Here is a 25,301-nt window from a genome sequence, read left to right on the forward strand (position 1 = left end):
CAATGACCATGTTGGGCGGACGCGTGCCGAAGGGGCTCGGCGAGGTCGGGCAGACCATCGCGAGCTATCCGACCTACGAACGCGCTCAGAAGGCGGTGTCCGAGCTCATCGCCGCCGACGTGCGGGCTCGGGACGTCGCCATCGTCGGTCAGGGTCTGCGCTCGATCGAGCGCGTCACGGGCCGGCTGGGATACGCCGCCGCTGCGCGGACGGGGGCCATCAACGGGCTCCTGCTCGGGCTGCTGTTCGCCGCGATCCTCGTGATCGGCTCGCCCTCCGTGCCGATCCAGGCCTTCGTCGGCGTGCTGTTCGTGGGCATCGCGATCGGGATGCTGCTGAGCCTGGTCACGTACTCGTTCGTGCGCCGTCGGCGGGACTTCGCGTCGGTCATGCAGGTCGTGGCCGACCGCTACGAGATCGCCGTCGCGCCGAGCAGCGCGCAGCGGGCGCGCGAAGTGCTGGGAGAGGCCGCCCACGCCGCCGCGCCGCCTGCCGCAGCGGCGCCCGTCGTGCAGGGCCCACCGCAGTACGGTGAGCGGCTCCCGGTCGACCCGCCGTCACCCGAGACGGCGGGCGAGCAGCCGACGACGGCGGGCGATGTCAGCGAGCGCTGACGAGGTCATCCCGGTCGCGCTGCGAACGGGAACCGTCGAACTCTCGTCCGACGTCGCGCTGCCCGAGGACGCCTGGGCCGCCGTCGCCGTCGCACACGGTGCGGGCGCCGGGTACCGGCATCCCTTCCTCGTCGGCTTCACCGACGCTCTCACCGCCGCGGGGATCGCGACGCTGCGCTTCAACCTGCCGTATGCGCAAGCGGGGCGGCGCATGCCCGGTCCCGCGGCGCACGCCGTCGCGGCATGGGGCGCCGTGCACGCGTGGCTGTCGGCGCACGTCGAGGTGCCCGTGTGGGCGTGCGGCAAGTCGTACGGCGGACGGATGGCATCGATGGCCGCAGCGGAGGGGGTCATCGAGCCTGCGGGGCTCGTCTACCTCGGCTATCCGCTGCATCCACCCGGCGACCGCTCGAAGGCGCGCACCGCGCACCTGCCCGAGATCGTGCCGCCGCAGCTCTTCCTCTCGGGCACGAACGACCCGTTCGTCGATCCGCACGATCAGCTGGTCGACGCCGTCGCCGCCTGCCGTGACGCCGAGCTGACGTGGATCGAGGGCGGCGGGCACTCGTTCGAGGTCGCAGGGCGCAAGCGCCCGGCAGACGAGATCGGGGCAGAGCTCGCGCCGATCGTCGCGGAGTTCCTGCGCCGTCGCGGGCCCGAACCGCGCGCTGTACAGGATCCGGCGTGACGGGTGACGACTCGAACGCTCCGATCCGGGCCTGACCGGGCCGGGCGTCCTGCGCATCGCACGGAACCCGGCACCGGCCGGTCGGGTCAGGGATTCAGACGGGCGATCCAGGCCTCGACCTCGTCGGCCGTGCGCGGGATACCGGCCGAGAGGTTCACGGGGCCGTCCTCGGTGAGGAGGATGTCGTCTTCGATGCGCACGCCGATGCCCCGGTACTCCTCGGGCACCGTGACGTCGTCGATCTGGAAATACAGACCCGGCTCGATCGTGAACACCATGCCGGGTTCGAGCAGGCCGTCGTAGTACATCTCGCGGCGCGCCTGGGCGCAGTCGTGCACGTCGATGCCGAGGTGGTGACTCGTGCCGTGCACCATGTAGCGACGGTGGTGGCCTCCGGCGTCGGCGTCGAGGGCCTCCTGCGCCGTCACGGGAAGCAGGCCCCATTCGGCGACGCGCGTCGCGAGGACCTGCATCGCGGCCTCGTGCAGGGCGCGGAACGGCACACCGGGACGGGCTGCGGCGAAGGCGGCGTCGGCCGCTTCGCGGACCGTCTCGTAGACGCGTCGCTGCACCTCGCTGAAGCGCCCGTCGACGGGCAGCGTGCGGGTGATGTCGGCGGTGTAGAGACTGTCGACCTCGGCGCCCGCGTCGATGAGGATGAGATCGCCGGGGAGCACCGCGCCGTCGTTGCGCGTCCAGTGCAGGTAGCACGCGTGCGGTCCGGATGCCGCGATCGTGTCGTAGCCGACCGCGTTGCCGTCGCTGCGCGCGCGCCGGTGGAAGACGCCCTCGACGACGCGTTCGCCGCGCGGGTGGTCGATGATCGCGGGCAGGTTCGACACGATGTCGTCGAAGCCCTTGGCGGTGACGTCAACGGCGAGCTGGAGCTGTGCGAGCTCGTACTCGTCCTTCACCAGGCGCAGCTCGGAGACGAAGCGGGTGAGCTGGGCGTCCTCTTCGACCACGAGATCGCCCTCGCGACGCTCGAGCCGCTCGATGCGCTCCGTCGCGAGACCGAGGTCTGCCGCGACGCCGCCGATCGCGGGACGCGGTCCGATCCAGAACTCGCCGATCGAGGCGTCGGAGTAGAACTCGCTCGTCGTGCGGTCGGCGCGTTCGCGGAAGTACAGCGTGACGTCGTGGCCGTCGGCGGTCGGCTCGAACACGAGCACGGCACCCGGCTCGGCGTCGGAGGCCCAGCCGGTCAGGTGCGAGAACGCCGAGTGCGCTCGGAAGGGATAGTCGGTGTCGTTGCTGCGCTGCTTGAGCTCACCCGCCGGGATGACCAGACGCGCGCCGGGGAAGGCCGCCGACACGGCGTCCCGCCGGGCCGCGGCATAGCGCGCCTGCTCGCGCTGTTCGGGGACGATGTCGGCGCGGTCGGCCCAGCCGCCGGAGATCGTGTCGAGGAATCCCCGGCCGAAGGGCTGACGCCGGTTCGTGCTCGAGTTGGTGGGGGGCTCGCTGGTCTCGGTCGTCGCGACGGACGCGACGGCGGGGATGTCGCCTGCAGTGCTCATGCCCTCAAGTCTGGCACGTCCTGCGGTGCCGAGAGGCTCTCACTTGACCGGCTCCAGCTGCACGACGAGGGGGCGGTGATCGCTTCCCGCGCCGTCGAGCGAGGTCACGACGAGGGACCCCGTCGCCCGCCAGTGCTCGGACACCATGACGTGGTCGATGGGTGCGCCCACGAGCGGCGGGATCTCGGTCGTCCAGGTGCCGACGGACCCGTTCCCGGTCTCGAGCGCGGCGTCGCGGCACCGTCCCAGCGTGCCGCCGTCCATGCCGAGGCTCGTCATGTGGTCGACCGTGGCGTTGAAGTCGCCCGCCATGATGACGTTCGATCCGGCGCACTGGTCGGCCAGCCAGCGCAGATCGTCACGCCACGCCTGCATGTACTCGCGTCGGGGCGCGACGGCGTGGGCCGCGACGATGATGGGGCCGTCGCCGGCCGTCGGCATCGCGACGGCGCTCGGCACGGTCGAGGTGTTGCTCGAACCGTCGCGCGAGGATTCGATGACGGAGTAGTCCCCGAGTTCGGGTGAGATGAGGATCGTCGTCGAGCCGGCATCCCACTCGGCCGAGGGGTCGGCGGCGTGATGCGCCCACATGGGGTGACCGAGCTCGCGCATCGCGATCGCGACCTGCTCGCCGGTCTCGATCGTCGTCTCGGGAAGAGTGACGACGTCGGCCTCCATCGCGACGGCCAGCTGCGCGATGGCGTCCGGCCCCGTCGCGGGGCCGGCGGTGTTCCAGGTCAGGACGCGCACGCTCGTGTCGGTCGTCGGGGGCAGTTCCGTCACACCCAGACCGCGCGAGACGACCGTGACGCCCCCCGCGACGGCGGCCAGGGCCGAGACGACCGCGAGCGAGAGGGCGAAGGCGCGCAGCGGGCGGGCGATCGCGAGGAGGAGCGCGACGACGGTCGCCACGACGAAGGCGAGCACGAGAACGCTCCGGAACGAGATCAGCTGCGCGACGGGGAAGAACCGATCGACGCGGAAGAAGCCCGGCCACGTCAGAACCGCAGCCGCGATCGCGCACAGGACGGTCACCAGGACACCCAGCAGCCGAAACACGAACGCGACTCTATGTCAGGCTGCTGGGAGATCCGCGCACCCGTGCCGAGAGTCGGCCCGACGGATGCCGCCACCCCGACTACGCTCGGACAGGTGCAGGCGACGCGACGGTTCGAGGGTCCGAGTGACCTGCACCTGCACTCGACGCACTCCGACGGCACCGAGGCGCCGGCGCTCGTCCTGCAGGCCGCGCACCGTCACGGCCTGCGCACGGCGGCGCTGACCGACCATGACACGACGGCGGGGTGGGCGGAGGCGGCCGAAGCGGCGACGTCGCTGGGCATGACGTTCCTCCCCGGCATGGAGCTGTCGGCTCGCCACGAGTGGCGCAGCGTCCATATCCTGGCCTACCTCATCGATCCGGATGCCGCGGGCCTGCGGGCCATGACGGATCGCATCCGCTCGTCGCGGCTCGATCGCGCGCGCCTCATGGCCGATCGCATCGGGCGCGACTACGACCTGCACTGGGACGATATCCTCGCCCAGACGATCGACGGCGCGACGGTGGGTCGCCCGCACATCGCCGATGCCCTCGTCGCGCGAGGTTTCGTGCGGGACCGCACCGAGGCGTTCTCGAGCATCCTCAGTCCGCGCGGCGCGTATTACGTCGACCTGTACGCGCCGGATCCGGTCACGGCGGTCGAACTCGTCGTCGCTGCCGGGGGAGTGCCGATCATCGCCCACCCCGCGGGGCGGGCGGGGGTTCTTCCGCGTGCGCTGCTGCGTCGCATGCTCGACGCCGGTCTCGCGGGCTTCGAGCTGGGACACCGCGAGAACGTCGAGCCCGGCATCCGGATGCTGCGCCGGATCGTCGCGGACCGCGACCTCGTCGTGACGGGCTCGAGCGACTACCACGGCCTAGGCAAGCCCAATGTGCCGGGCGAGAACATGACGTCGGACGACATGGTGCAGCGCCTCATCGAGCTCGGAACGGGAAGCGCCCCCGTCCACCCCTGAGGGGGACGAGGCCGCTGCGGCAGGGCGAGGTCAGGCCAGCGCCCGTGCCTTGAGGTGCTCGTACTCCTCGTGCGAGATCGTCCCGGCATCCAGGAGCGACCTGGCCTTCGCGATCTCGTCGGCGGGACTGGAGCCCGCCACGTGCTTGATGTAGTCGTCCTGCGCGCGCTGGATCTGTCGCGCTTGCGTCGCGCTGCGCTCGGCCATCCCGCCGCCGCGGGCGATGAGGTAGACGAGGGCCGTGACGAACGGGAAGAAGATCAGGAAGAAGACCCACACGGCCTTCCACCACCCGCTCAGCTTGTGGTCACGGAAGAGGTCGGAGATGATCGCGAACAGCGCGAACAGGTACGCCACGAAGATGAAGGCCCACAGGAACCACCAGATGAGGTCCCAGAAGGAACCCCAGAAGCCCTGGTATTCGACGGTTTCGAAGAATCGCACGATCGTGCCTTTCTGACGGGGACGACGGCGCCCCTGCGCCGTCAGCGCTCACGATAGCGCGCCCTCGCGGGCCTCGTGGGCCCCGTGGGTAACGATCCGAGATCAGGCGTTCGCTGCGGGCGCCTGACCCGAGCGGGGCCCGCGGCGCCGACGGCGTCGCCGCGGCGACGGGTTGCCGTCGTGGTGCTCCTTGCCGCCGCCGTCGTGCGTTCCGGCGCCGTCCGCATCCCGCTCGGTGCCGGAGGCCTCGGCGGTGCTCTGTGCCGCGCCCGTCTCGCCGCCTTCGGCGAACGTCGCCCCGACCTTCTCGGACGAGTCGCGGCGGCGTCGGCGTCGACGGCTCGTGCCGACATCGGCCGCCCCCGCCTCGGCGGCGGCGTCGGCGGCCCGGGCCGGGCGCTGCGTCTTGACGGACTGGGTCTTCGGCGCCGTCGCGATGCGGCCCTTCGTTCCCTCGGGGATGTCGAGGTCGCTGTACAGGTGCGGGCTCGACGAGTAGGTCTCGACGGGCTCGGGCTGGCCGAACTCGAGGGCACGGTTGATGAGCGCCCACTTGTGCAGGTCGTCCCAGTCGACGAAGGTCACGGCGATTCCGGTCTTGCCCGCGCGGCCCGTGCGGCCGGCGCGGTGCAGGTAGGTCTTCTCGTCGTCGGGGATCGTGTGGTTGATGACGTGCGTCACATCGTCGACGTCGATGCCGCGCGCGGCGACGTCGGTCGCGATGAGCACGTCCTTCTTGCCGGCCTTGAACCCGGCCATCGAGCGCTCGCGCGCCTCCTGGCTCATGTCGCCGTGCACGGCGCCCGCGTTGAAGCCGCGGTCGTTGAGTTCGTCGACGAGCTTCTGCGCCGCGCGCTTGGTGCGCGTGAACACGACGGTCTTGCCGCGGCCCTCCGACTGGAGGATGCGCGCGATGATCTCGTCCTTGTCGAGCGAGTGCGCGCGGTAGACGAGGTGCTTGATGTTGGCCTGCGTGAGGCCCTCGTCGGGGTCCGTCGCGCGGATGTGGATGGGGTTGGTCATGAAGCGACGAGCGAGCGCGACGATGGGGCCCGGCATCGTGGCCGAGAACAGCTGCGTGTGGCGCACCGCGGGGACCTTCGAGAAGATCTTCTCGATGTCGGGGAGGAATCCCAGGTCGAGCATCTTGTCGGCCTCGTCGAGCACGACCTCGGTCGCGTTCGAGAGGTCCAGGAGCCGCTGGTTGTTGAGGTCGATGAGCCGGCCCGGTGTGCCGACGACGATCTGCGCACCGGCCTTGAGCTGCTCGATCTGACCTTCGTACGCCTTGCCGCCATAGATCGCGACGACGTTCGTCGAACGACCCGACGTCAGCATGTCGATGTCTTCGTAGACCTGGACGCACAGTTCGCGGGTCGGCACGACGATGAGCGCCTTGACACCGTGCTCGGGGTCCTTGCCCAGCCGCTGGACGACGGGGATGCCGAATCCGAACGTCTTGCCGGTTCCCGTCTTCGCCTGGCCGATGATGTCCTGGCCGGGAAGCCCGAGCGGAATCGTCTGCTCCTGGATGGGGAAGGCATCGACGATGCCCTTGGCCGCGAGGACATCGACGATGTCCTGATCGACGCCGAGTTCGGCGAAAGTCGTCACGATATGAGCCTGTCTGGCGGTGAGAAGCCGCCGGGATGAGTGGTCCACGCCCTTCACTCAGCCACAGGCGCGGGGGTCCCGATCCGTCGCCGGGACCCCTCAAGGATACCGACCGTGAGCCGGCGGGGCCGGCAGCCGTAGTCTTGTGGCGTGGTGAAGTGGTTCTGGCAGCGCAAGACACCCGCGACGAAAGCCCTCTCGCTCCGGGCGCGGGGTGACTTCGGCGGGGCGACGCGCGTCGACTTCGAGGAGCTCGCTCCGGACATCGACACGTTCCTCGGGCAGGCCGCGTATCTGCAGCTCGGGTTCTTCGAGACGCTCAGCGAGCTGATCGCGCTGACCCCCGAGCTCGCCGAGAAGGAATCGCTTTCGCGTGCGGCGGGCGCGGCGCTGACGAAGCACCAGGAGCTCGTCGCCGTCATCCGCGAACGAGGCGACGACCCGACGGCGATCATGCTGCCCTTCCGCGAGCCGCTCGACGCCTTCCGTCGGGCCACGCACGGCGGAAGACCGCAGGAGACCATGCTGTCGGTGCACATCACGGCCGGGATGCTCGACGACTTCTACCTGGCGCTCGCGTCGAGCTATGCCGAGACCGGACGCATCGTCGCGCGCATCCTGCAGGCCGATGACGACCGCCAGGCGATCGTGGACATCATCGGCGCCACGATCGAGAGCGACCCCGAATGGAAGTCGCTCCTGGCGATGTGGGGGCGACGGCTCGTCGGCGACACGCTGCTCATCGCGCGTGCCGCGCTGCGTCCGGGCGGCCTGCGCATCGCGGACGAGGAGAAGGTCGAGCCCGTGTTCACCGAGCTCATGGCGGCCCATTCGCGCCGCATGGACGCGATGGGCCTCGCGGCGTAGCCGCGCGGGGGGTCAGCCGATCTTCAGCCGCGTGCGGGCGCGCTCATCGTGCGCGAGACGCGTGCGGGCGAGGACGACCAGCGCCGGCCACACGACGACGGCGGGCACCACGAGCGCCGACAGCCAGGGCCACGGGGAGTCGATGCCGATCCCCGACCAGGTCAGGATCGTCCAGGCGAGGCCGGCCGCGGCGGCGCCGAGCATCGGGGCGACGACGACACCGCGCGTGGGACGGTCGCTGACGAGGAAGTGCAGGCCGACGCCGATGACCGCGCCGACGATGAGTGCGAGCAGGATCTGCATGGCCGTCAGGCGACGAATCCGACGCGGCGGGACTCTTCGGTGCCCACCTCGATGTAGGCCAGGCCTGCCGTGGGCACGATGTACGCATTGCCCTTGACGTCGGTGAAGGTGACGTGGGTCGCGGCCGCGTCGAGCGCGGCGGAGACGGACTTCTTGACGTCGGCGGCGGGCTCGTTCGTCTCGAACGTGAGCTCGCGTCCCGTGTTGGCGATGCCGATGCGGATCTCCACGTGAATGACCTCCTGCGTGCCGGGGCCGGTCCCCGGGGGCATGGCAACTCTACGACACCGCGCCGACGCTCCTCCGCGTCGCGCCGACGCTCTCGGCGAACGGGCGATGTCCGTGCCGCGCGCTAGCGTCGTGGTCATGGTTCCAGGGCAGGATGCCGCGTCGCCCGACGCGTCGCAGCGCGCCGTCGTCGAACTCGCTCTCGACGCGTCCGGCACCGTGGCCGGCATGCCCGGCAGCGGAAAGACGGCGACGCTCGTCGCGCGCGTCGGCGCGCTCGTCGCGCGCGGCGTCGACCCCGATGCGATCGTCGTGCTCACGCCGTCGCGGCAGACGGCGACCGCGCTGCGCGACCGTCTCGCGCTCGCCGTGGGGCGCGCGACGTCCGGACCGCTCGCGCGATCGGTCGCCTCCTTCGCGTTCCAGATCGTGCGCGCGGCATCCGTCACGGCGGGCGGCGAGCCGCCGCAGCTGCTCACCGGCGGCGATGAGGACCAGATCATCCACGACCTGCTCGAGGGCGACGCCGAAGACGAAGCGACCGGTCGCGCACGCTGGCCGGCGTGGCTCGATGCCGCAATCCGGTCGACGCCGGGCTTCCGCACCGAGGTGCGCACGTTCTTCGCCGAGTGCACGACGCTCGGGATCGACGCGCCCCGGCTGCAGGCGCTCGCCGAACGCGACGGCATCGACGTGTGGAGCTCGCTCGCGTCGTTCTTCCGGGAGTACCTCGACGTGCGCGCCGACATGCGCGGCGCGCACCGCGACGCGGCGGGCCTCGTGCGCGAAGCGGTCGGCCTGCTGCGCGAAGGCGTGCCCGGCCTCGACGCGGTCGACGGCATCCGTGTCGTGCTCGTCGACGACGCGCAAGAGCTCACGCTCGGCGGGGTCGAGCTCGTCGAGGCCCTGCGCGACCGCGACGTCGCCGTCCTCGCCTTCGGAGACCCCGATGTCGGATCGGGCGCCTTCCGCGGGGCGACCCCCGAGAACTTCGCCCGGCTCGCGTCGAGCCTGGGCGATCTGCACGTGCTCGAGACATGTCATCGCGGATCGAGCTGGCAGGCCGAGACCGTGCGGCGGGTGACGCAGCGCATCGGTGCCGTCGGGATCGTCGCGCACCGGGGCGGTCCCGGCACCGCCGAACCCGACGACTCGGTGCGCGCTCTGACGGTGCGCTCCGCGGCAGAGGAGTACGACGCGATCGCGCGGCTGCTGCGAGAGCGCCACGTGCACGACGGCGTCGCGTGGAGCCGCTGCGCCGTGATCGCCCACGACACGCGGCAGGTGACGGCCCTCGAGGCCGAGCTCGCCGCCCGCGACGTTCCCGCGCGGTCGGCGGGACCCGGGCGCGCGCTCGGCCTGCACCGCGCCGTACGAGACCTGCTGCGCCTGACCGAGATCGCGATGGACGGCGCATGGACCTTCGACGACGTCGCGGCGGTGCTCACGGGCGCCTACGGCGGCCTCGATGCGATCCAGCTGCGCCGCCTCATCTCGACTCTGCGCCACAGCGAGCTCGCGGTCGGCGGTGACCGGCCGGGTCGCGACCTGCTGCTGTCGGCGATGGTCCAGCCGATCGAGTTCGACCTGATCGACACGCGCGAAGCGCGGCGCGGCGCCGTGCTCGCGCGCACGCTGGCCGAGCTGCGCGCCGAGTTCGAACGCGGAGCGACGGCGCACGAACTGCTCTGGACGGCGTGGGAGCGCAGCGGTCTCGAACGCGGCTGGGGCGAGCTCGCGCGGGGGAGCGGCCCGTTGGCCGAGCAGGCCGACCGCGACCTCGATGCGCTCGTCGCGCTCTTCCAGACGGCGAAGCGATTCGTCGAGCGATCCCTCGACGCCGATCCGCGGGTCTTCGTGCGCGGCATCCTCGACACGGACGTCGCCGAAGACCGACTCGACGCGCCGAGCATCGACGACAGTGTGCGCATCCTCACCCCCGCGGGCTCGCTCGGGCTCGAGTTCGACACCGTCGTCGTGGCGGGCGTGCAGGAGAACGTCTGGCCCAACACGCGGCTGCGCGGCAGCCTGCTCGAGACGTGGCGGCTGGCCGGCGCGGCTCAGCGCGCGCCGGACGAGCCGGCCGGCACGGTCGATCGGCGCCGCGCCGCGATGCACGATGAGCTGCGTCTGCTCGCCCGTGCGCTGTCGCGCGCGACCGCGCGGGTCATCGTGACGGCCGTCGACGACGACGACACCGGACCGAGCCCCTTCTTCGAGCTGCTGCCTCCCGCCCAGCAGCACACGGTCGAGCATCCGCTGTCGCTGCGCGGCCTCGTCGCACGGCACCGCCGCACCCTCACGACGGCGCCGGGCTCGGCGGCATCCGATCACGCGGCACATCAGCTGGCGCTCCTCGCCGACGCGGGTGTCGCCGGCGCACATCCGCGGGAGTGGTTCGGCGTGAGGCCCGTCACCTCGGACGGTCCGCTGCGCGACCTCGCACGCGAGGACATCCGCGTCTCGCCGTCGCGTCTGCACGCCCTCGAGGAGTGCGAACTCAACTGGGTCATCGCCGACCTGGGCGGCGACCCCGGCGGCACGACGGCGGGCGTCGGCACGATCATCCACGCGGCTCTCGAACACGCCGAGTCGAATGACGAGACCGCCCTGTGGCGGCAGGTCGAGACGAGGTGGGGCGAGCTGTCGTTCGAGGCGGAATGGCGCGCACGGGCCGAGAAGGAGCGCGCGCGCGACCTCGTGCACAGACTGCACCTCTACCTGCGCCGCTTCGAAGACGCCGGTGGCGCGCTGATCAGCGCCGAGCCGCACTTCGAGGTGCCCGTCGACGTCGACGACGCCACGGGCGAGCACCGCGTGATCCTGTCGGGATACATCGACCGAGTCGAGCGCACACCAGAGGGCGAGGTAGTCATCGTCGACCTCAAGACGGGCAAGAACGAGCCGCAGACCGACGCGAAGGTCGTCGACAACCCGCAGCTGGCGGCGTACCAGCTGGCGTTCGAGGGCGGAGCGATCCCCGCCGCCGCGGGGCTGCCCCCCGGCGGCGCCCAGCTGCTCGTGCTGAAGCCCACATCCACCAGGGTCGACTACGCCACCCCGCGGCAGCCGCCGTTCGACGATGAGCGACGTGAGGCCTTCCTCGAGCGCGTGCGAGCGGCCGTCACGACGATGCGCGGCACGATGTTCGCGGCTCCCTTCGAAGAGCACTGCCGCGACGAGCACGCGTACGGGCTGTGCCGGATCCACACGATCGGCGCGGTGAGCGCGTCATGACGGCCCCCGCCGCGCCCGTGCTCTCGGCACGGGTCATCGCCGCCGCGCTGGGACAGTTCCCGCCGACCGATGAGCAGGCCGCCGTCATCGAGGCGCCGCTCGCCCCCGCGCTCGTCGTCGCCGGGGCCGGCAGCGGAAAGACCGAGACGATGGCCGGTCGCGTCGTCTGGCTCGTCGCGAACGGACTCGTGCGCCGGGACGAGGTGCTCGGGCTCACCTTCACGCGCAAGGCCGCCGGTGAGCTTTCCGAGCGCATCCAGCGTCGTCTCGCGCGGCTCGGCGAGTTCGAACGCCGGGGCCTTCTCCCGCATCTGCCCGCCCTGCACGCCGAAGGCCGACTCGACGTCTTCGGCCGGCTCGAGCGCGAGACTCCCGACGGCTCGCGCCGGACGCTGCTGCGCCTCGCGTCGCTGGACACGCTCGCGGCGGCGACGTCGGCGATGCCGCAGACGACCGACGACGACGCGCTGCTGGACCGGCCCACGGTCGCGACCTACAACAGCTTCGCCGACCAGATCGTGCGCGAGAATGCGCTGCGGATCGGGCGCGATTCCGAAGCGGCTGTGCTGTCGGAATCCGCCGCGTGGCTGCTCATGCGGCGCGTCGTGTTCGCCTCCGACGACCCGCGACTCGAGATGCGCGCCGAGGCGGTGCGCTCGATCATCGACGGCGCCCTGCGCATTGCGCGCGACGGCGTCGACAACCTCGTCGACTTCGACGATCTCGCCGCGTTCCCCGAGCGGTTCCGCACGGTCCTGCAGCTGCCGTCGACCCGCAAGGGCACGGTCGTCTACGCCGACGTCGCGCAGGCCGTCGAGAAGGTCGACGCGCTCGCACTCCTGGCAGACCTCGCCCGCGACTACGCCGCCGAGAAGCGGCGTCTGGGGGTCATCGACTTCTCCGACCAGGTCGCGGGGGCGCTCGAAGCCGTGCGCGCGCACCCCGTCGTGGCGCAGGATCTGCGCGATCGGTTCCGCGTGGTCCTGCTCGATGAGTATCAGGACACGTCGGTCGTGCAGACGGATCTGCTGTCGGGCGTCTTCGCGCAGACCGCCGTCATGGCCGTCGGCGACCCGCACCAGGCGATCTACGGGTGGCGCGGGGCCAGCGCCGGCAATCTCGGTGGCTTCGCCGAGGCGTTCGCCCGCGGGGACTGCGCGCGCTTCTCGCTCGCGACGAGCTGGCGCAACAGCACGTCCGTGCTCACCGCGGCCAACGCCGTGCTCGCGCCGCTCGCGGCGACGGCGCCTGTTCCCGTCGATGAGCTGCGTGCCCGACCGGCGGCACCGGAAGGAGCTGTCGAGCTCGTCTTCGAGGCCGACCTCGACAGCGAAGCCGAGAGCGTCGCGGCCTGGTTCGACCGGGTGCGGGCCGAACGCGCCGCGCGGGGGGACACGACGACCGGCGCCATCCTGTTCCGCAGCAAGAAGCACATGGTGCGCTTCGGCGACGCGCTCGGGCGACGCGGCATCCCGCACCGGATCCTGGGGCTCGGCGGTCTGCTCTCGACCCCCGAGGTCGTCGACGTCGTGAGCGCGCTGCGGGTTCTCAGCGACCCCGGGGCCGGCTCGTCGCTCATCCGGCTGCTCGCCGGACCGCGGTGGGGGATCGGCCTGCCCGACCTGCGTGAGCTCGCCGGCCTCGCGCGACGGATCGCCCGTCACGACGCCGCCCTGCAGCCGCTCGCGCCCGACGTGATCGCGGCGATCCGCGGCAGCGCGGCCGACGACGACGGGTCGCTCGTCGACGCCCTCGACTTCGTGCTGCGTCACAAGCCCGATCACGGATGGCTCGCCGGCTTCACCGCCGAAGCGCGTGAGCGACTGCGCGAGGCGGCCGCCGTCTTCGCAGGCCTGCGGCAGGCGGCCGGCATGCCGATCCCCGAGCTCGTGCGCCTGGTCGAGCGCGAACTGCGCCTCGATGTCGAACTGGCCGCCAACGAGGCGCGCGGCCCCGCCCGCATCGCCGCCGCGCAGCTGCGTGCCTTCGTCGACGAAGTGCACGCCTTCCTCGCCGCAGACGAGACCGGCTCGCTGTCGAGCCTGCTGGCATGGCTCGACCACGCCGAGCAGCTCGACGAGTTCGCGCCCCGGACCGAGCCGCCCGAGGACGACGTCGTGCAGCTGCTCACGATCCACGGCTCGAAAGGGCTCGAGTGGGATGCCGTCGCCGTCGTGCGCCTGGTGGCCGACGAGCTGCCCGGCACGTCGCGAGATGCCAAGGCGTGGCTCCGCTTCGGCATCCTGCCGTACGCGTTCCGCGGAGACGCGCGGTGGCTGCCCGTGCTGCCCTGGAGCAGCTGCGACACGCAGCAGGAGCTGAAGCAGGCGTACGACGAGTTCGTCGCGGCCAACAAGGCACGGCACCTCGAAGAGGAGCGTCGCCTGGCTTATGTCGCCGTCACGAGAGCACGGGAGCACCTGCTGCTCACCGGCGCGAGCTGGTCGGGCACGAAGCGGCCCCGGGCGTGCAGCACGTTCTATCTCGAGATCGCCGACGCGCTCGGTGCCGCCCGTCCCGACGACGAGATCGGCGACAACCCGTACGCGGGCGAGCGGCGACTGCTGCGCTGGCCCATCGACCCGCTCGGGTCGCGCCGGGACGTCGTCGAGCGCGCGGCGGGCGTGGCCCGTGCCGCCCTCGATGCTCCGCCGGCACGCCCCGACGACGATGTCGCACTGCTCCTGGCCGAGCGCGAGGCGCGGCGCGGGGCACCGGCACCCGTCGCACCCGTGCGGATCGCGGCATCCCGCTACAAGGACTTCGTGGCCGACTACGACGGCACGCTCGCCCGGCTCGCGCGGCCCATGCCCGAGCGGCCCTTCCGCCAGACGCGCCTCGGGACGCTCTTCCACGCGTGGGTCGAGCAGCGCTCGGGTCATGTCGGGCTGAGCGGCTCGATCGACGATGCGCTGTGGGAGACCGACGACGAGCTCCCCGACACGCAGGCCTCCGCCGAAGACGCCGACGCGCTCGCGGCGCTGCGCGAACGGTTCCTGGCATCGGAGTGGGCGCCGCTGCAGCCGCTCGAGGTCGAGACCGAGATCGACTTCACCGAGTCCGACCTCGACGGGCGTCCGCACGTCATCATCTGCAAGCTCGACGCCGTGTACCGACGCGGCGATCGCATCGAGATCGTCGACTGGAAGACGGGCGTCTCGCCGCGCACGGAGGCCGAGCGACGTGAACGGATGCTGCAGCTCGAGCTGTACCGTCGCGCCTACCACGCCAAGCACGGGGTGCCGATGGAACGGATCGACGTCGTGCTGTACTACGTCTCGGACGGCGTCATCCTGCGCGGGTGAGTCCCGCGATCAGTCCGCGAGCCAGCGGCGCAGCGCGGCGTCGGATGCGCGCTCCGCGTCGGCGACCGCATCGCCGTCGTCCGCGCGGCGCGGCGTGACATCGACGGGTCCCGTCGAGACGTCGTCGGGGGTCCACTCCATCCCACCGGATGACGCCGGCTCGTCGGCATCCGCGTCGGAATCCGTCTCGGCGGCGTCCGTGTCTCGTGGCGCCTCGTCGTCTTCGTCGGCGATCCACTGCGACAGCTGCTCGGGATCGTAGGCGTCGGTCTGCATCGAGGTGTCGACGGGCACGGCGGATGCCGCGGGCATGCGATCGAGCAGGGCGATCGCATCGTCGACGTCGAGGTGCCCGTCGGCGACGAGGTCTTCGGCGCCGACACTCGCCGCGAGCGAATCGAGCAGTGCGGAGGCATCGTCCACGATGTCGGGGCGCTCGGATTCGTGGCCATGGATGAGCCACTTCGCGAACTCGAGCTCGGCGTACAGTCGTGCGCGTTCGCGCACACGGGCATCCGGGGCGCGTTCGCTGTGCGCCGTGTAGGCCGCGTAGACGTCGTCGGCTGCGGCGGGCGCCGTGGCGAGCCACTGCAGATCGATCGCGGGGTCACCCACCGCCAGACCGTGCCACTCGAGCAGACCCGTGACGCGAGGGGCGTCGTCGACATCTTCGAAGAGGAACGACGCCGACCCGATGCCGCCGAGCACGACGGCCGATTCGAAATGCCACAGCTCCTCTGCCGTCAGCGCGCGCCGCCAGCGGTCCGCGAGCGCAGGCGGGAGCACGTCCGTCGCGATGGCGCGGTCGACGAGGCGGGAGACGTCGTCGCGCACCTGGGCGGGAGTGCGTACGGGAAGCCCCTCGGTGCGCACGACCGACGTGGGCAGCGAATGCACGGCCGCGAGCGCTTCGCCGAGCGACGTGGCAGCACCTCGCCCCGCGGGAAGATGCCCCGGGTCGACGCGATACCCGGGGAGGAAGTCGACGACGGCGACCCGTTCACCGTCGAGCGCCGTCTCGCCCAGCAGCTCGGGGGCGCGAAACGGCAACAGGTTGCGCACTCCGGGCGTCAGCGCGCGGAGCGCGCGCGCCTCGGCGGCGAGCTCGGCACCGGCCGCGGGCTCGGTCGGAACACGGACGACGACGCGCCGACCGTCCTCGAGATCGGCGACGGCGGTGTCGTATCGACCGCCCGCGCCCTCGGTCAGCGTGCCCACTCCGACGACGCCGACCCGGGGAAGAGCCGACGTTATGGACGCGGCTAGAGTGAACGGAGAGCGTGCCATGTGCCCAGGTTAGGTGGGGCGCGCCGGGCCGTCCTCGCGCCACGCCCGCACACCACGACCCGGTGTCCGGTGGCCACGGTCTGCGAACAGATGTGAAGGGGCCTGCATGACGGTGCGCGATGTGCGTGACGGAGCCCTCGACCGGTCCGCCCACGAGCGCGCTGTCCCCGGTCTCATCGACGACGCGCGAGCCGACCCCGCGACGCGCGTGCTCGTCGTCGCGGGAGACGCGGCGCCGCTGGCCGGCCCCGATCGACTGCACTGGGTCGCCGCCGATGCCGCTCCGCACGGTGCGGAGTGGGGCTTCATCGGCCGTGCGTCCGACGGCGCCGCGCTGCTCGCCGCGGCCGTCGAACCCGCCGAGCTCGACCCGTTCGACGCGCCGCAGGGCTGGGCCGGCCTGCGCACCGCCGGCGGCGCTCTCGCGGGAGAAGACGCGGACGCGTTCGTCGCGGCGGTGAGCCTCGGCCGGTGGCTGCGCGAAGCGCCGCACTGTCCCGCCTGCGGCGCACGGTGCGATGTCGAGAACGCGGGCTGGTCGCGACGCTGTCCCGGGTGCGCACGTGAGCACTTCCCGCGCACCGACCCCGCCGTCATCGTCGCCGTCACGAGTGCGACCGACGCCGAGCGCGTGCTGCTCGGCTCGAACGCACTGTGGAGCGCCGACCGCTTCTCGTGCTTCGCCGGGTTCGCCGAGGCGGGGGAGTCGCTCGAAGCGGCCGTGCACCGCGAAGTGCGCGAGGAGTCCGGCGTCGACGTCGTCGACGTGCGCTACCGCGGTTCGCAGGCGTGGCCGTACCCGCGTTCGCTCATGCTCGGCTTCTTCGCGACGGCCGTCGACGACGACGCGGCGCTCGCCGACGGCGAGGAGATCGCGGCTGTGCGCTGGTTCACGCGTGACGAGGTCGGCGACGCGCTCGCCGGCCGCAGCGAGATCCTGCTGCCGGGGCCCGCCTCGATCGCCCATCGCCTCATCAGCGGCTGGCACGGGGGCCGGTCGTGACCGATCGCGCGCTGGAGGGACTCGACGACCGGCAGCGCGAAGCCGTCACGACGCTGCGGGGTCCCGTCGCGGTGCTCGCGGGTGCCGGCACGGGAAAGACCCGGGTCATCACGCATCGCATCGCTCACGGCGTCGACGTCGGGGCGTACTCGCCCGGGCGCGTCATGGCGGTGACCTTCACGGCCAAGGCAGCGGGCGAGATGCGCGGGCGGCTGCGAGCCCTCGGAGTCGAGGGCGTCGCGGCCCGCACGTTCCACGCGGCGGCGCTGGCGCAGTTGAACTTCTTCTGGCCGACTCTCGCCGGGGACACCATGCCGCGGATCGTCGACAACAAGGTGCGTCTGCTCGCACATGCCGCCGACGGCATCGGGCTCGATCTGGACACGCCCACGCTGCGGGACGTCGCCTCCGAGATCGAGTGGCGCAAGGTCACGATGCGCTCGACGCACCAGTACGCCGCCGCTCGCCCTCGTGGTGTCGGCCGGCTGCCGGTGGATCGGGTCATCGATCTGCAGCGCGCGTACGAGCGACTCAAAGACGAGCGGCGCCAGATCGACTTCGAAGACGTCCTGCTCTCGTGCGCGGGCATGCTCGAGGCCGAGCCGCAGGTCGCGCGGGCGGTGCACGAGCAGTATCGGCATTTCACCGTCGACGAGTTCCAGGACGTCTCGCCCCTGCAGCATCGGCTGCTCGAACTGTGGCTGGGCGAGCGCAAGGATCTGTGCGTCGTCGGCGACGCGAGCCAGACGATCTACTCGTTCACGGGTGCCGAGGCGAAGTACCTCCTCGAGTTCGAGAGCAGGCATGCCGATGCCACTGTCGTGCGGCTCGAGACGAACTACCGATCGGATGCCGCGATCCTCGCGGTCGCGAACGCGCTCATGCGCGGTCGTCCCGGCGCACTGCACCTGACCGCCGCCGAGCGTGCCGCCGCCGAGGGACCTGCACCGACCGTGACGGAGTACCCGGACGACCAGTCCGAGGCGCGCGGTGTCGCAGCCCGCGTCCGCGCGCAGCTTCAGGACGGCGTCGACCCGCGCGGGATCGCCGTGCTCTATCGCGCGCACGCCCAATCGGCGGAGATCAGCCGCGCCCTCGCCGACGCCGGTGTCGCGGTGACGGTGCTCGGCGGTCGTCGCTTCTTCGACCTGCCCGAAGTGCGCCAGGCGATCATGGAGCTGCGTGCGGCGACGGTCGCGCCGATCGCGACGGGTTTCGTCGACACCGTCCGCGACATCCTGCGCTCACGCGGGCTCACCGACGATCCGCCCGAAGCGGGGGGTGCTCTGCGCGATGCGTGGGAGGCGCGTGCCGCCGTGCTGCGACTGGCCGAGGAAGCACCCGCGACGACGACGCTGCGCGCCTTCACCGACGAGCTCATGGCGCGTGCGCGCACGCACGACGAACCCGCCCTGCGCACCGTGACCCTCGCGACGCTGCACGCCGCGAAGGGCCTCGAGTGGGACCACGTGCATCTCGTGGGGGTGGCCGAGGGTCAGCTTCCGATCAGCTACGCGACGACCTTCGAGCAGGTCGACGAGGAGCGACGGCTCGCCTACGTCGGCATCACGCGGGCCGCGCGTACGCTCGCTCTGTCGTGGGCGCGGGGGCACCGGAACCGGCAGCCCTCGCGGTTCCTGCGAGAGATCGGCAGCGGCACTCTGCGTGCGGTCGATGCATCCGGATCTCGCGGTGCGCGCGGTCGCGGTGCAGCACCAGCGAGGTCGTCGACGAGCGCTCCGGGTGCCGGGCATCCTCGCGGATGAGGTGCATGACCGCGATGCCCGCCTCGAGGGCGAGACTGCCCGCGATCGCGGGCGCCGCGCGGTGAGCGAGCTGGGCTGCGACGGCGGGCCAGGCGGCGTCCGCATCGCGCCGATGCGCCGCCAGGCATGACGTGCACGGTGTGCGCCCGGGAGTGACGAGCGGCCCGACGTCGGCCCCGTGTCCCGAGAAGACGATCGGCACGTGTCGCACGTCGGCGGACATGAACCCGCTCACGAGGCGGGGCTCGACGGCGTGATGCGCGATGACGACGGCGATGTCGGGCGGTTCGGCCGCGGGGTCGTCGACGATCTGCACTCCGGTCGACGCGAGACCCCTCGTGACAGCCGCGACGAGAGCGGAGTCGAACACCGGTGACGGTGCGAGGACGGCGCGCACGCGCAGGAGCGGCCCGTCGGCGATGAGCACGGGTCGCAGCACGTCGAGCAGCGCGCTCGCCCCGCCCTCCGGCGCCCCGAGCGCGAGGGCGACGGGATCGACCGCCGAATCGGGGATGCCGATCTCGAGTTCGCGCACGAGCCGTTCCTGCCACGGGACGGTGTCGGTGAGGATCGCGCGCGCATCGGCACCGAACTGCAGGGTCGAGGGGGTGCGCCACACAGGCGGATGCGCGGGATCGAGACGGAGCATGACGAGATCATGCCGCGCCACGCCGTCGCGCGGGCGGTAATCCACAGGCCGGCGCCCCTGGGGAGGAGCCGATCGACTCAGACCGGCTGATTGTCCTCGGGGGTGCCGTCTTCGGGAGCGTCGTCGCCGGGAGTGCCGTTCTCGGCCTCCTCGCCCGCGAGAAGTCGCTCGAGCGCGTCATCCATCTCGTCGCGGGCGGGTGCTTCTCCTCGCGCGCGGGCCTCGAGCCGCGCGACGAGACCGGCGGGGTCGTCGATGTCCTCGGCGGTGGGCATGAGGTCGGGATAGTCCCACAGGGCGTCGCGAGCGGCGACGCCGACGGCGTCCGTCACGGCGCGCCACATCGCGGCGGCTTCGCGCATGCGGCGCGGCCGCAGTTCGAGACCCACGAGTGAACCCAGTGCCCGTTCGGCCGGTCCGCCGACGGCACGCCGACGACGGACGACCTCGGAGATCCGGTCGGCGGAGGGCAGGCGTGCGAGCGCGTTCTCGGTCACGACATCGACCCAGCCCTCGATCGTCGCGAGCAGGTTCTCGAGCCGGGTGAGGGCGGCGGTCTGGGCCTCGGAGCGCTGGGGCAGCAGCGCGCCGCTCTCGATGGCCTGACGCAGTTCGTCGGGTTGGGCGGGGTCGAAACGCGCCGCGAGCTCTTCGAGCGCGTCGGTGTCGACGTGCACCCCCCGGGCGAACTCGGTCACCTGCGAGATGACGTGCAGGCGCAGCCAACGCGCGTGCCGGAAGAGCCGTGCGTGGGCGAGCTCACGCGTCGCGACGAAGAGTGCGAGCTGGTCGTGGGGGATCTCGAGATCGCGGCCGAAATCGGCGAAGTTCTGCGGCAGGATGGCGGCGTCGCCATCGGGCATGAGGGGAATGCCGACATCGCCGCCGGACACGACCTCTTTCGACAGGTTGCCGACGACCTGGCCGAGCTGCGCCGCGAAGAGCGACCCGCCCACGAGGCGCATGAGCTTGCCAGCGCCCTGGATCATGCTCTGCATGTCATCGGGCGCCTGCTCGCTGAGTGCCGAGGTCATCGCGTCGGCCATGCTCGTCGCGACGGGCGCGGCGAGCTCCTGCCAGACCGGGAGCGTGGCCTCGACCCATGCGCCCCGCGTGATCGCGCGCGCGGGAGCGGCGAGATCCGAGATCGTCGTCGCCTCGCTCAGCCACAGCGTCGCGAGCGCGAACGCCTGGTCGAGATCCGTGCGCTCTCCGGTCGTGACACCGAGGCCGTCCTGGTTGGCGATGTGCAGGGCCTGGCGCCGGGCGGCATCCCAGGAGATGCCGTCGTCCTCGCCGCCTTCGAAAGCGCCCTGCAGGTGGCGCATGACCATCTGCATCATGGCCGGATCGATCTGCATGCCGGTGAGCCGGGAGAGCTGTTCGGGGTCGAAGTCGACGCCCTGACCTCCGAACAGCTGACGCAGCAGCTCCTGCAGATCGTCTTCGGGGTTGCGGTCGTCGTCTGACACTTCAGGCGCCTTTCAGCCGGTTCATGACGTCAGGATCTACGCTAGTCGCAGCATCCCCTCGCACTCCCCGGCAGCACGCTGAACGCCTTACGCCGGTCGCGAACGACCAGGCACAGGAAGGTTCCGCCGTGGCGCTCTTCGACGAGAACGTCTCGATCCGTCCCCGCCGCCGTCGCATGACGCGCGGTGTCCTCGCGGGTCTGTGGGCGCTCGCCCTCGCGATGGTCGTGCTGCTCGTGCTGACCTTCCTGCCGACCTCGTACGTCGTGCAGCGCCCGGGGCCGGTATACAACACGCTCGGGACGGCGTCGACCGCCGACGGTGAAGAGGTGCCTCTCATCTCGGTCGACGGGGCCGAGACCCACGAGACCTCCGGTGCGCTGGATCTGCTCACCGTCCAGGTCGTCGGCAACCGCGAGAGAACGCCGTCGTGGTTCGAGCTCGCGGTGGCCTGGTTCGACCAGACACGGGCGGTTCTGCCGATCGATTCGGTCTTCCCAGCGGGGCAGACGAGTGAGGAGCGCACCGAGGAGAGCGCCGCGCTCATGGTCGACTCGCAGCAGGAGGCCACCGCGGCGGCCCTGATCGAGCTGGGCTACGACGTCGGGCGAACGCTGCTCGTGCACGCGATCGCTCCCGACTCGGCCGCCGAGGGCGTCCTCGAGGTCGGGGACGTCATCGTGAGCGCCGACGGCGAGCCGGTGGCCGATGCCGCGGCACTGCGCGCCCTCGTGGAGTCGGGCGACGGTGCGACGATGACGCTCGAGATCGAACGCGACGGGGCGCAGCGCACGGTGCGGCTCACTCCGCGTGAGACGGCGGGCGCCGAAGGCGCCGTGTGGCGCATCGGGGTCACCCTGACCAATGAGTACGAGTTCCCCTTCGACGTCACGATCCAGATCGACAACGTCGGCGGGCCCAGCGCGGGAATGATGTTCGCGCTCGGCATCATCGACGTCCTCACGCCGGGGGAGCTCACCGGCGGCGAGAGCTTCGCCGGCACGGGCACCATCTCGGCCGAGGGGACGGTCGGTCCGATCGGCGGCATCCGTCAGAAGATGTGGGGCGCGCTCGATGCCGGCGCCGACTGGTTCCTCGCGCCGCAGTCCAACTGCGGCGAGGTCATGGGCCACGTGCCGGATGGTCTGCGGGTCTTCTCGGTCGCGACGCTCGACGACGCCCTCGACGTGCTCGAGGCCGTCCGCGAGGACGGCGACCTCGACGCGCTGCCGACCTGCACGACCGGCTGAGCGGCCTCGCCGTGGCGGACTCGGCGAAACCCCAGAATCCTGCCGCGTAGGATGGGGAGGTGACCACGACCTCAGCGCCGAACCAGGCCACGCCCCCCCGCTCCCGCCGGATCATCGCGATCTCGCTCGCCATCATCGCCGCCTTGGTGGTGGCGTTCTTCGTCTTCGCGAACCTGTACTCCGAATGGCTGTGGTTCGAGCAGCTCGGATTCGACGGTGTCCTCCTCACGGAGTGGACCGCGCGCGTCATCATGTTCGTCGTCGGATTCCTCGGCATGGCGGTGCCGGTGTGGGGAGCGATCCAGCTCGCCTACCGGCTGCGGCCCGTCTACGCGCGCCTGAGCTCGCAGCTCGACCGCTATCAGGAAGTGGTCGAGCCGCTGCGTCGGCTCGCGATGTGGGGGATCCCGATCTTCTTCGGCTTCTTCGCCGGCTTCTCCGCGTCGGCGCAGTGGCAGACCACGTGGATGTGGATCAACGGCGTCGCGACGGCCGACAGCGACCCGCAGTTCGGGCTCGACTCGGGCTTCTACATGTTCGCGCTGCCCTTCTACGCCGCCGTCGTGGGCTTCGTCTCGGCGACCCTGCTCATCTGCCTGCTCGTCACCGCGCTCGTGTCGTACCTGTACGGCTCGGTGCGCATCGGGCAGAAGGAGCTGCGCATCTCGAAGTCCGCGCGCATCCAGCTCGCCGTCCTCGCGGGTCTCTACCTGCTCGTCCAGGGCGTCAGCCTGTGGATCGACCGCTATCTGACTCTCGTGCAGCCCGGCGCCGGCGGGCGGATCACGGGCCCCGGGTACACCGAGGTCAACGCCGTCATCCAGGGTCAGATGATCCTCGCGATCGTCGCCGTGATCGTCGCGATCCTGTTCTTCGTCACGGCCGTCATCGGCCGCTGGCGCTTCCCCCTCATCGGCACGGCGCTGCTCGTGGTCGTCGCCATCGTGCTGGGCGTCGGCTACCCGTGGGTCGTCACGACCTTCCAGGTGCAGCCCAACCAGGCCGCGTACGAGCGCGAGTACTATCAGCGCAACCTCGAGGGCACGAAGGCCGCGTACGGGATCGACGAACTCGAGAAGACCGAATTCTCCGCCGAGACGACCGCCGACGCGGGTCAGCTGCGCGCCGACGCCGCCACCACGACGCAGATCCGCATCATGGACCCCGCCATCATCGGCCCGACGGTGCGCCAGCTCGAGCAGTACCGTCCGTACTACCAGTTCCAGAACCCCCTCGACGTCGACCGCTACGAGATCGACGGTGAGATGCAGGACACGATCGTGTCGGTCCGCGAGCTGAACATCGATCAGCTCGGCGCCGGATCCTCGTGGGTCAACGAGACGCTCGTCTACACCCACGGCTACGGCATGATCGCGGCAGCCGGCAACGAGCGCACGGTCGACGGAAACCCCGTCTTCCTCGAGCGCGGCATCCCGGCGGCGGGCTTCCTCTCGGACAACCCGGACTTCCAGCCGCGCGTGTACTTCGGCGAGTCGTCGCCGCCCTACTCGATCGTCGGCGCGCCCGAGGGCACCGACCCGATCGAGCTCGACTACCCGTCGGGCAGCGACGGCAACGCGGGACCGCGCACGACGTTCGACGGCGACGGCGGACCCTCGGTCGGCAACGTCTTCAACCGCCTCATCTACGCGCTGAAGTTCCAGTCCGAGCAGATCCTCTTCGCCGACGGCGTGAACGCCGAGTCGCAGATCCTCTACGACCGCGACCCGCTCACGCGCGTGTCGAAGGTCGCCCCGTATCTCGAGCTCGACCGCGACCCGTACCCCACGGTCGTGGACGGACGCATCAAGTGGGTCGTGGACGGCTACACGCTGAGCTCGAACTACCCGTATTCGACGACCGTGTCGCTGTCGGACGCGATCGCCGACTCGAACAACACGCAGCCGCGCTTCGCGCTCGATGACATCAACTACATCCGCAACTCGGTCAAGGCGACCGTCGACGCCTACGACGGCTCGGTCACGCTGTACGCGTGGGAGCCGGAAGACCCCGTGCTGCAGACGTGGCAGAACGTCTACCCGACCGAGGTCAAGCCGATCGCGGACATGCCGGCCGATCTCATCTCGCACGTGCGGTACCCCACCGACCTGTTCAAGGTGCAGCGCGCGATGCTGCAGGTGTACCACGTCGACGACGCGCAGTCGTTCTACGAGCGTGACAACGCCTGGGCGACCCCGGCCGACCCGCAGAACGAGAACGCCCTGCAGCCGCCGTACTACCTGACGATGCAGATGCCGGGCCAGGACGACCCGTCGTTCTCGATGTTCACGACCTTCATCCCGTCGTCTTCGACGGGGGCCGAGAGTCGGAACGTCCTGATGGGGTACCTCGCGGCCGATTCCAACGCGGGCGGTGAAGCGGGCAAGAAGGGCGAGAACTACGGCAAGCTGCGGATGCTGGAGATCGCGGCCGAGACGACGGTGCCCGGCCCCGGCCAGGTGCAGAACCGGTTCGACTCGGATCCCACGGTGTCGCAGCAGATCAACGTGCTCACGATCGGCCAGTCCGAAGTGCTCAACGGAAACCTGCTGACCCTGCCCGTCGGCGGTGGACTGCTCTATGTGCAGCCCGTCTTCGTGCAGGCGGCCGAGGGCACCCAGCTGCCGCAGCTGCGCAAGGTGCTCGTCGCGTTCGGCGATGACATCGCCTTCGAGGACACGCTGAGCGAAGCACTCGACTCGCTGTTCGGTGGCGATTCGGGTGCGACGACGGGTGACGGCGAGGTCGTGCCCGACGAGGGCGAGACCCCCGCTCCGACACCCACCCCGACGCCGAGCCCGACCGAGCCCGGCACCGAGCAGCCCGCGCCGACGCCGCCGGCAGGCGACTACGCCACGGCACTCGAAGAGGCCCGTCAGGCCATGATCGACCGCAACACGGCGCTGCAGGCCGGCGACCTCGCCGCCTTCGCCGAGGCGGATGAGCGACTGACCGCCGCCGTCGAGAAGCTCATCGCCTTCGGCGAACGCTGATCGCACGAAGAACGCCCCCGCCTCACCGGCGGGGGCGTTCTTCGT

The 25,301-nt window shown here is 71.2% G+C and carries 18 protein-coding genes; 10 read left to right on the forward strand and 8 right to left on the reverse strand.

From position 1 onward, the window contains the following. Positions 1 to 2 precede the first annotated feature (2 nt). Positions 3 to 614 (forward strand): general stress protein, encoded by a 612-nt coding sequence (locus ACFC3F_RS08125; RefSeq protein ID WP_376128356.1) that lies wholly within the window; start codon positions 3 to 5, stop codon positions 612 to 614. Beyond that, complete coding sequence (locus ACFC3F_RS08130; protein ID WP_376128358.1) at positions 598 to 1,302, forward strand: alpha/beta family hydrolase; 705 nt, start codon at positions 598 to 600, stop codon at positions 1,300 to 1,302. The genes ACFC3F_RS08125 and ACFC3F_RS08130 overlap by 17 nt, the downstream gene beginning before the upstream one ends. 86 nt (positions 1,303 to 1,388) lie before the next feature. On the opposite strand, the gene ACFC3F_RS08135 is transcribed toward ACFC3F_RS08130, so the two are convergent. Beyond that, the gene (locus ACFC3F_RS08135; protein ID WP_376128360.1) at positions 1,389 to 2,822 is read right to left on the reverse strand and encodes an aminopeptidase P family protein; all 1,434 of its coding nucleotides are present in this window, start codon (positions 2,820 to 2,822) and stop codon (positions 1,389 to 1,391) included. Between the two features lie 39 nt (positions 2,823 to 2,861). Beyond that, positions 2,862 to 3,881: an endonuclease/exonuclease/phosphatase family protein gene (locus tag ACFC3F_RS08140; protein ID WP_376128361.1), complete on the reverse strand. Its 1,020-nt coding sequence runs from the start codon at positions 3,879 to 3,881 to the stop codon at positions 2,862 to 2,864. A 93-nt stretch (positions 3,882 to 3,974) separates the two neighbouring features. Between ACFC3F_RS08140 and ACFC3F_RS08145 the strand changes: the two genes are divergently transcribed. Then, on the forward strand, positions 3,975 to 4,838 hold the full coding sequence (locus ACFC3F_RS08145; protein WP_376128363.1) for a PHP domain-containing protein: 864 nt from the start codon (positions 3,975 to 3,977) through the stop codon (positions 4,836 to 4,838). 30 nt (positions 4,839 to 4,868) lie between these two features. Here ACFC3F_RS08145 and ACFC3F_RS08150 read toward each other — a convergent pair whose 3' ends face one another. After that, the gene (locus tag ACFC3F_RS08150) at positions 4,869 to 5,282 is read right to left on the reverse strand and encodes an SHOCT domain-containing protein (protein ID WP_376128364.1); all 414 of its coding nucleotides are present in this window, start codon (positions 5,280 to 5,282) and stop codon (positions 4,869 to 4,871) included. Positions 5,283 to 5,384: 102 nt separating this feature from the next. After that, a complete protein-coding gene (locus ACFC3F_RS08155; RefSeq protein ID WP_376128366.1) occupies positions 5,385 to 6,896 on the reverse strand; it encodes a DEAD/DEAH box helicase in 1,512 nt (503 codons plus the stop codon). 150 nt (positions 6,897 to 7,046) lie between these two features. Between ACFC3F_RS08155 and ACFC3F_RS08160 the strand changes: the two genes are divergently transcribed. Next, entirely contained in the window at positions 7,047 to 7,763 is a 717-nt protein-coding gene (locus ACFC3F_RS08160) for a ferritin-like fold-containing protein (protein WP_376128368.1), read from the forward strand. 12 nt (positions 7,764 to 7,775) lie between these two features. Here the strand turns inward: ACFC3F_RS08160 and ACFC3F_RS08165 are convergent, their stop codons facing one another. Both ACFC3F_RS08165 and ACFC3F_RS08170 read right to left on the reverse strand, forming a co-directional pair. Beyond that, positions 7,776 to 8,066 (reverse strand): hypothetical protein, encoded by a 291-nt coding sequence (locus ACFC3F_RS08165; RefSeq protein ID WP_376128369.1) that lies wholly within the window; start codon positions 8,064 to 8,066, stop codon positions 7,776 to 7,778. 5 nt (positions 8,067 to 8,071) lie between these two features. Further along, complete coding sequence (locus ACFC3F_RS08170) at positions 8,072 to 8,296, reverse strand: DUF3107 domain-containing protein (RefSeq protein WP_376128411.1); 225 nt, start codon at positions 8,294 to 8,296, stop codon at positions 8,072 to 8,074. A 136-nt stretch (positions 8,297 to 8,432) separates the two neighbouring features. On the opposite strand from ACFC3F_RS08170, the gene ACFC3F_RS08175 reads away from it, so the two are divergent. Together ACFC3F_RS08175 and ACFC3F_RS08180 are read left to right on the forward strand one after the other, a co-directional pair. Beyond that, positions 8,433 to 11,531, forward strand: a complete 3,099-nt coding sequence (locus tag ACFC3F_RS08175) for an ATP-dependent helicase (RefSeq protein WP_376128371.1) — start codon at positions 8,433 to 8,435, stop codon at positions 11,529 to 11,531. Further along, positions 11,528 to 14,836 carry an ATP-dependent DNA helicase gene (locus tag ACFC3F_RS08180; protein WP_376128373.1) on the forward strand — a complete coding sequence of 1,103 codons (3,309 nt, stop codon included), beginning with the start codon at positions 11,528 to 11,530 and terminating at the stop codon, positions 14,834 to 14,836. Before ACFC3F_RS08175 ends, ACFC3F_RS08180 begins: the two co-directional genes overlap by 4 nt. Positions 14,837 to 14,845: 9 nt before the next feature. Here the strand turns inward: ACFC3F_RS08180 and ACFC3F_RS08185 are convergent, their stop codons facing one another. Then, positions 14,846 to 16,123 carry a phosphotransferase gene (locus ACFC3F_RS08185; RefSeq protein WP_376128375.1) on the reverse strand — a complete coding sequence of 426 codons (1,278 nt, stop codon included), beginning with the start codon at positions 16,121 to 16,123 and terminating at the stop codon, positions 14,846 to 14,848. Between the two features lie 106 nt (positions 16,124 to 16,229). On the opposite strand from ACFC3F_RS08185, the gene nudC reads away from it, so the two are divergent. Together nudC and ACFC3F_RS08195 are read left to right on the forward strand one after the other, a co-directional pair. Further along, positions 16,230 to 17,126, forward strand: a complete 897-nt coding sequence (nudC, locus tag ACFC3F_RS08190; protein ID WP_376128377.1) for an NAD(+) diphosphatase — start codon at positions 16,230 to 16,232, stop codon at positions 17,124 to 17,126. Further along, a complete protein-coding gene (locus tag ACFC3F_RS08195; RefSeq protein ID WP_376128379.1) occupies positions 17,123 to 18,892 on the forward strand; it encodes an ATP-dependent helicase in 1,770 nt (589 codons plus the stop codon). Before nudC ends, ACFC3F_RS08195 begins: the two co-directional genes overlap by 4 nt. A gap of 726 nt (positions 18,893 to 19,618) precedes the next feature. Here ACFC3F_RS08195 and ACFC3F_RS08200 read toward each other — a convergent pair. Beyond that, positions 19,619 to 21,013, reverse strand: a complete 1,395-nt coding sequence (locus tag ACFC3F_RS08200) for a zinc-dependent metalloprotease (protein WP_376128381.1) — start codon at positions 21,011 to 21,013, stop codon at positions 19,619 to 19,621. A 128-nt stretch (positions 21,014 to 21,141) separates the two neighbouring features. Here ACFC3F_RS08200 and ACFC3F_RS08205 point away from each other — a divergent pair, with 128 nt between their 5' ends. Then, positions 21,142 to 22,263, forward strand: coding sequence for a PDZ domain-containing protein (locus ACFC3F_RS08205; RefSeq protein WP_376128382.1), 1,122 nt, complete (start codon positions 21,142 to 21,144; stop codon positions 22,261 to 22,263). Positions 22,264 to 22,322: 59 nt separating this feature from the next. Further along, a complete protein-coding gene (locus tag ACFC3F_RS08210; RefSeq protein WP_376128384.1) occupies positions 22,323 to 25,256 on the forward strand; it encodes a UPF0182 family protein in 2,934 nt (977 codons plus the stop codon). Positions 25,257 to 25,301 lie beyond the last annotated feature (45 nt).

The sequence above is a fragment of the Microbacterium sp. NPDC055910 genome, assembly GCF_042271185.1.
In the GTDB taxonomy this organism is placed as follows: domain Bacteria; phylum Actinomycetota; class Actinomycetes; order Actinomycetales; family Microbacteriaceae; genus Microbacterium.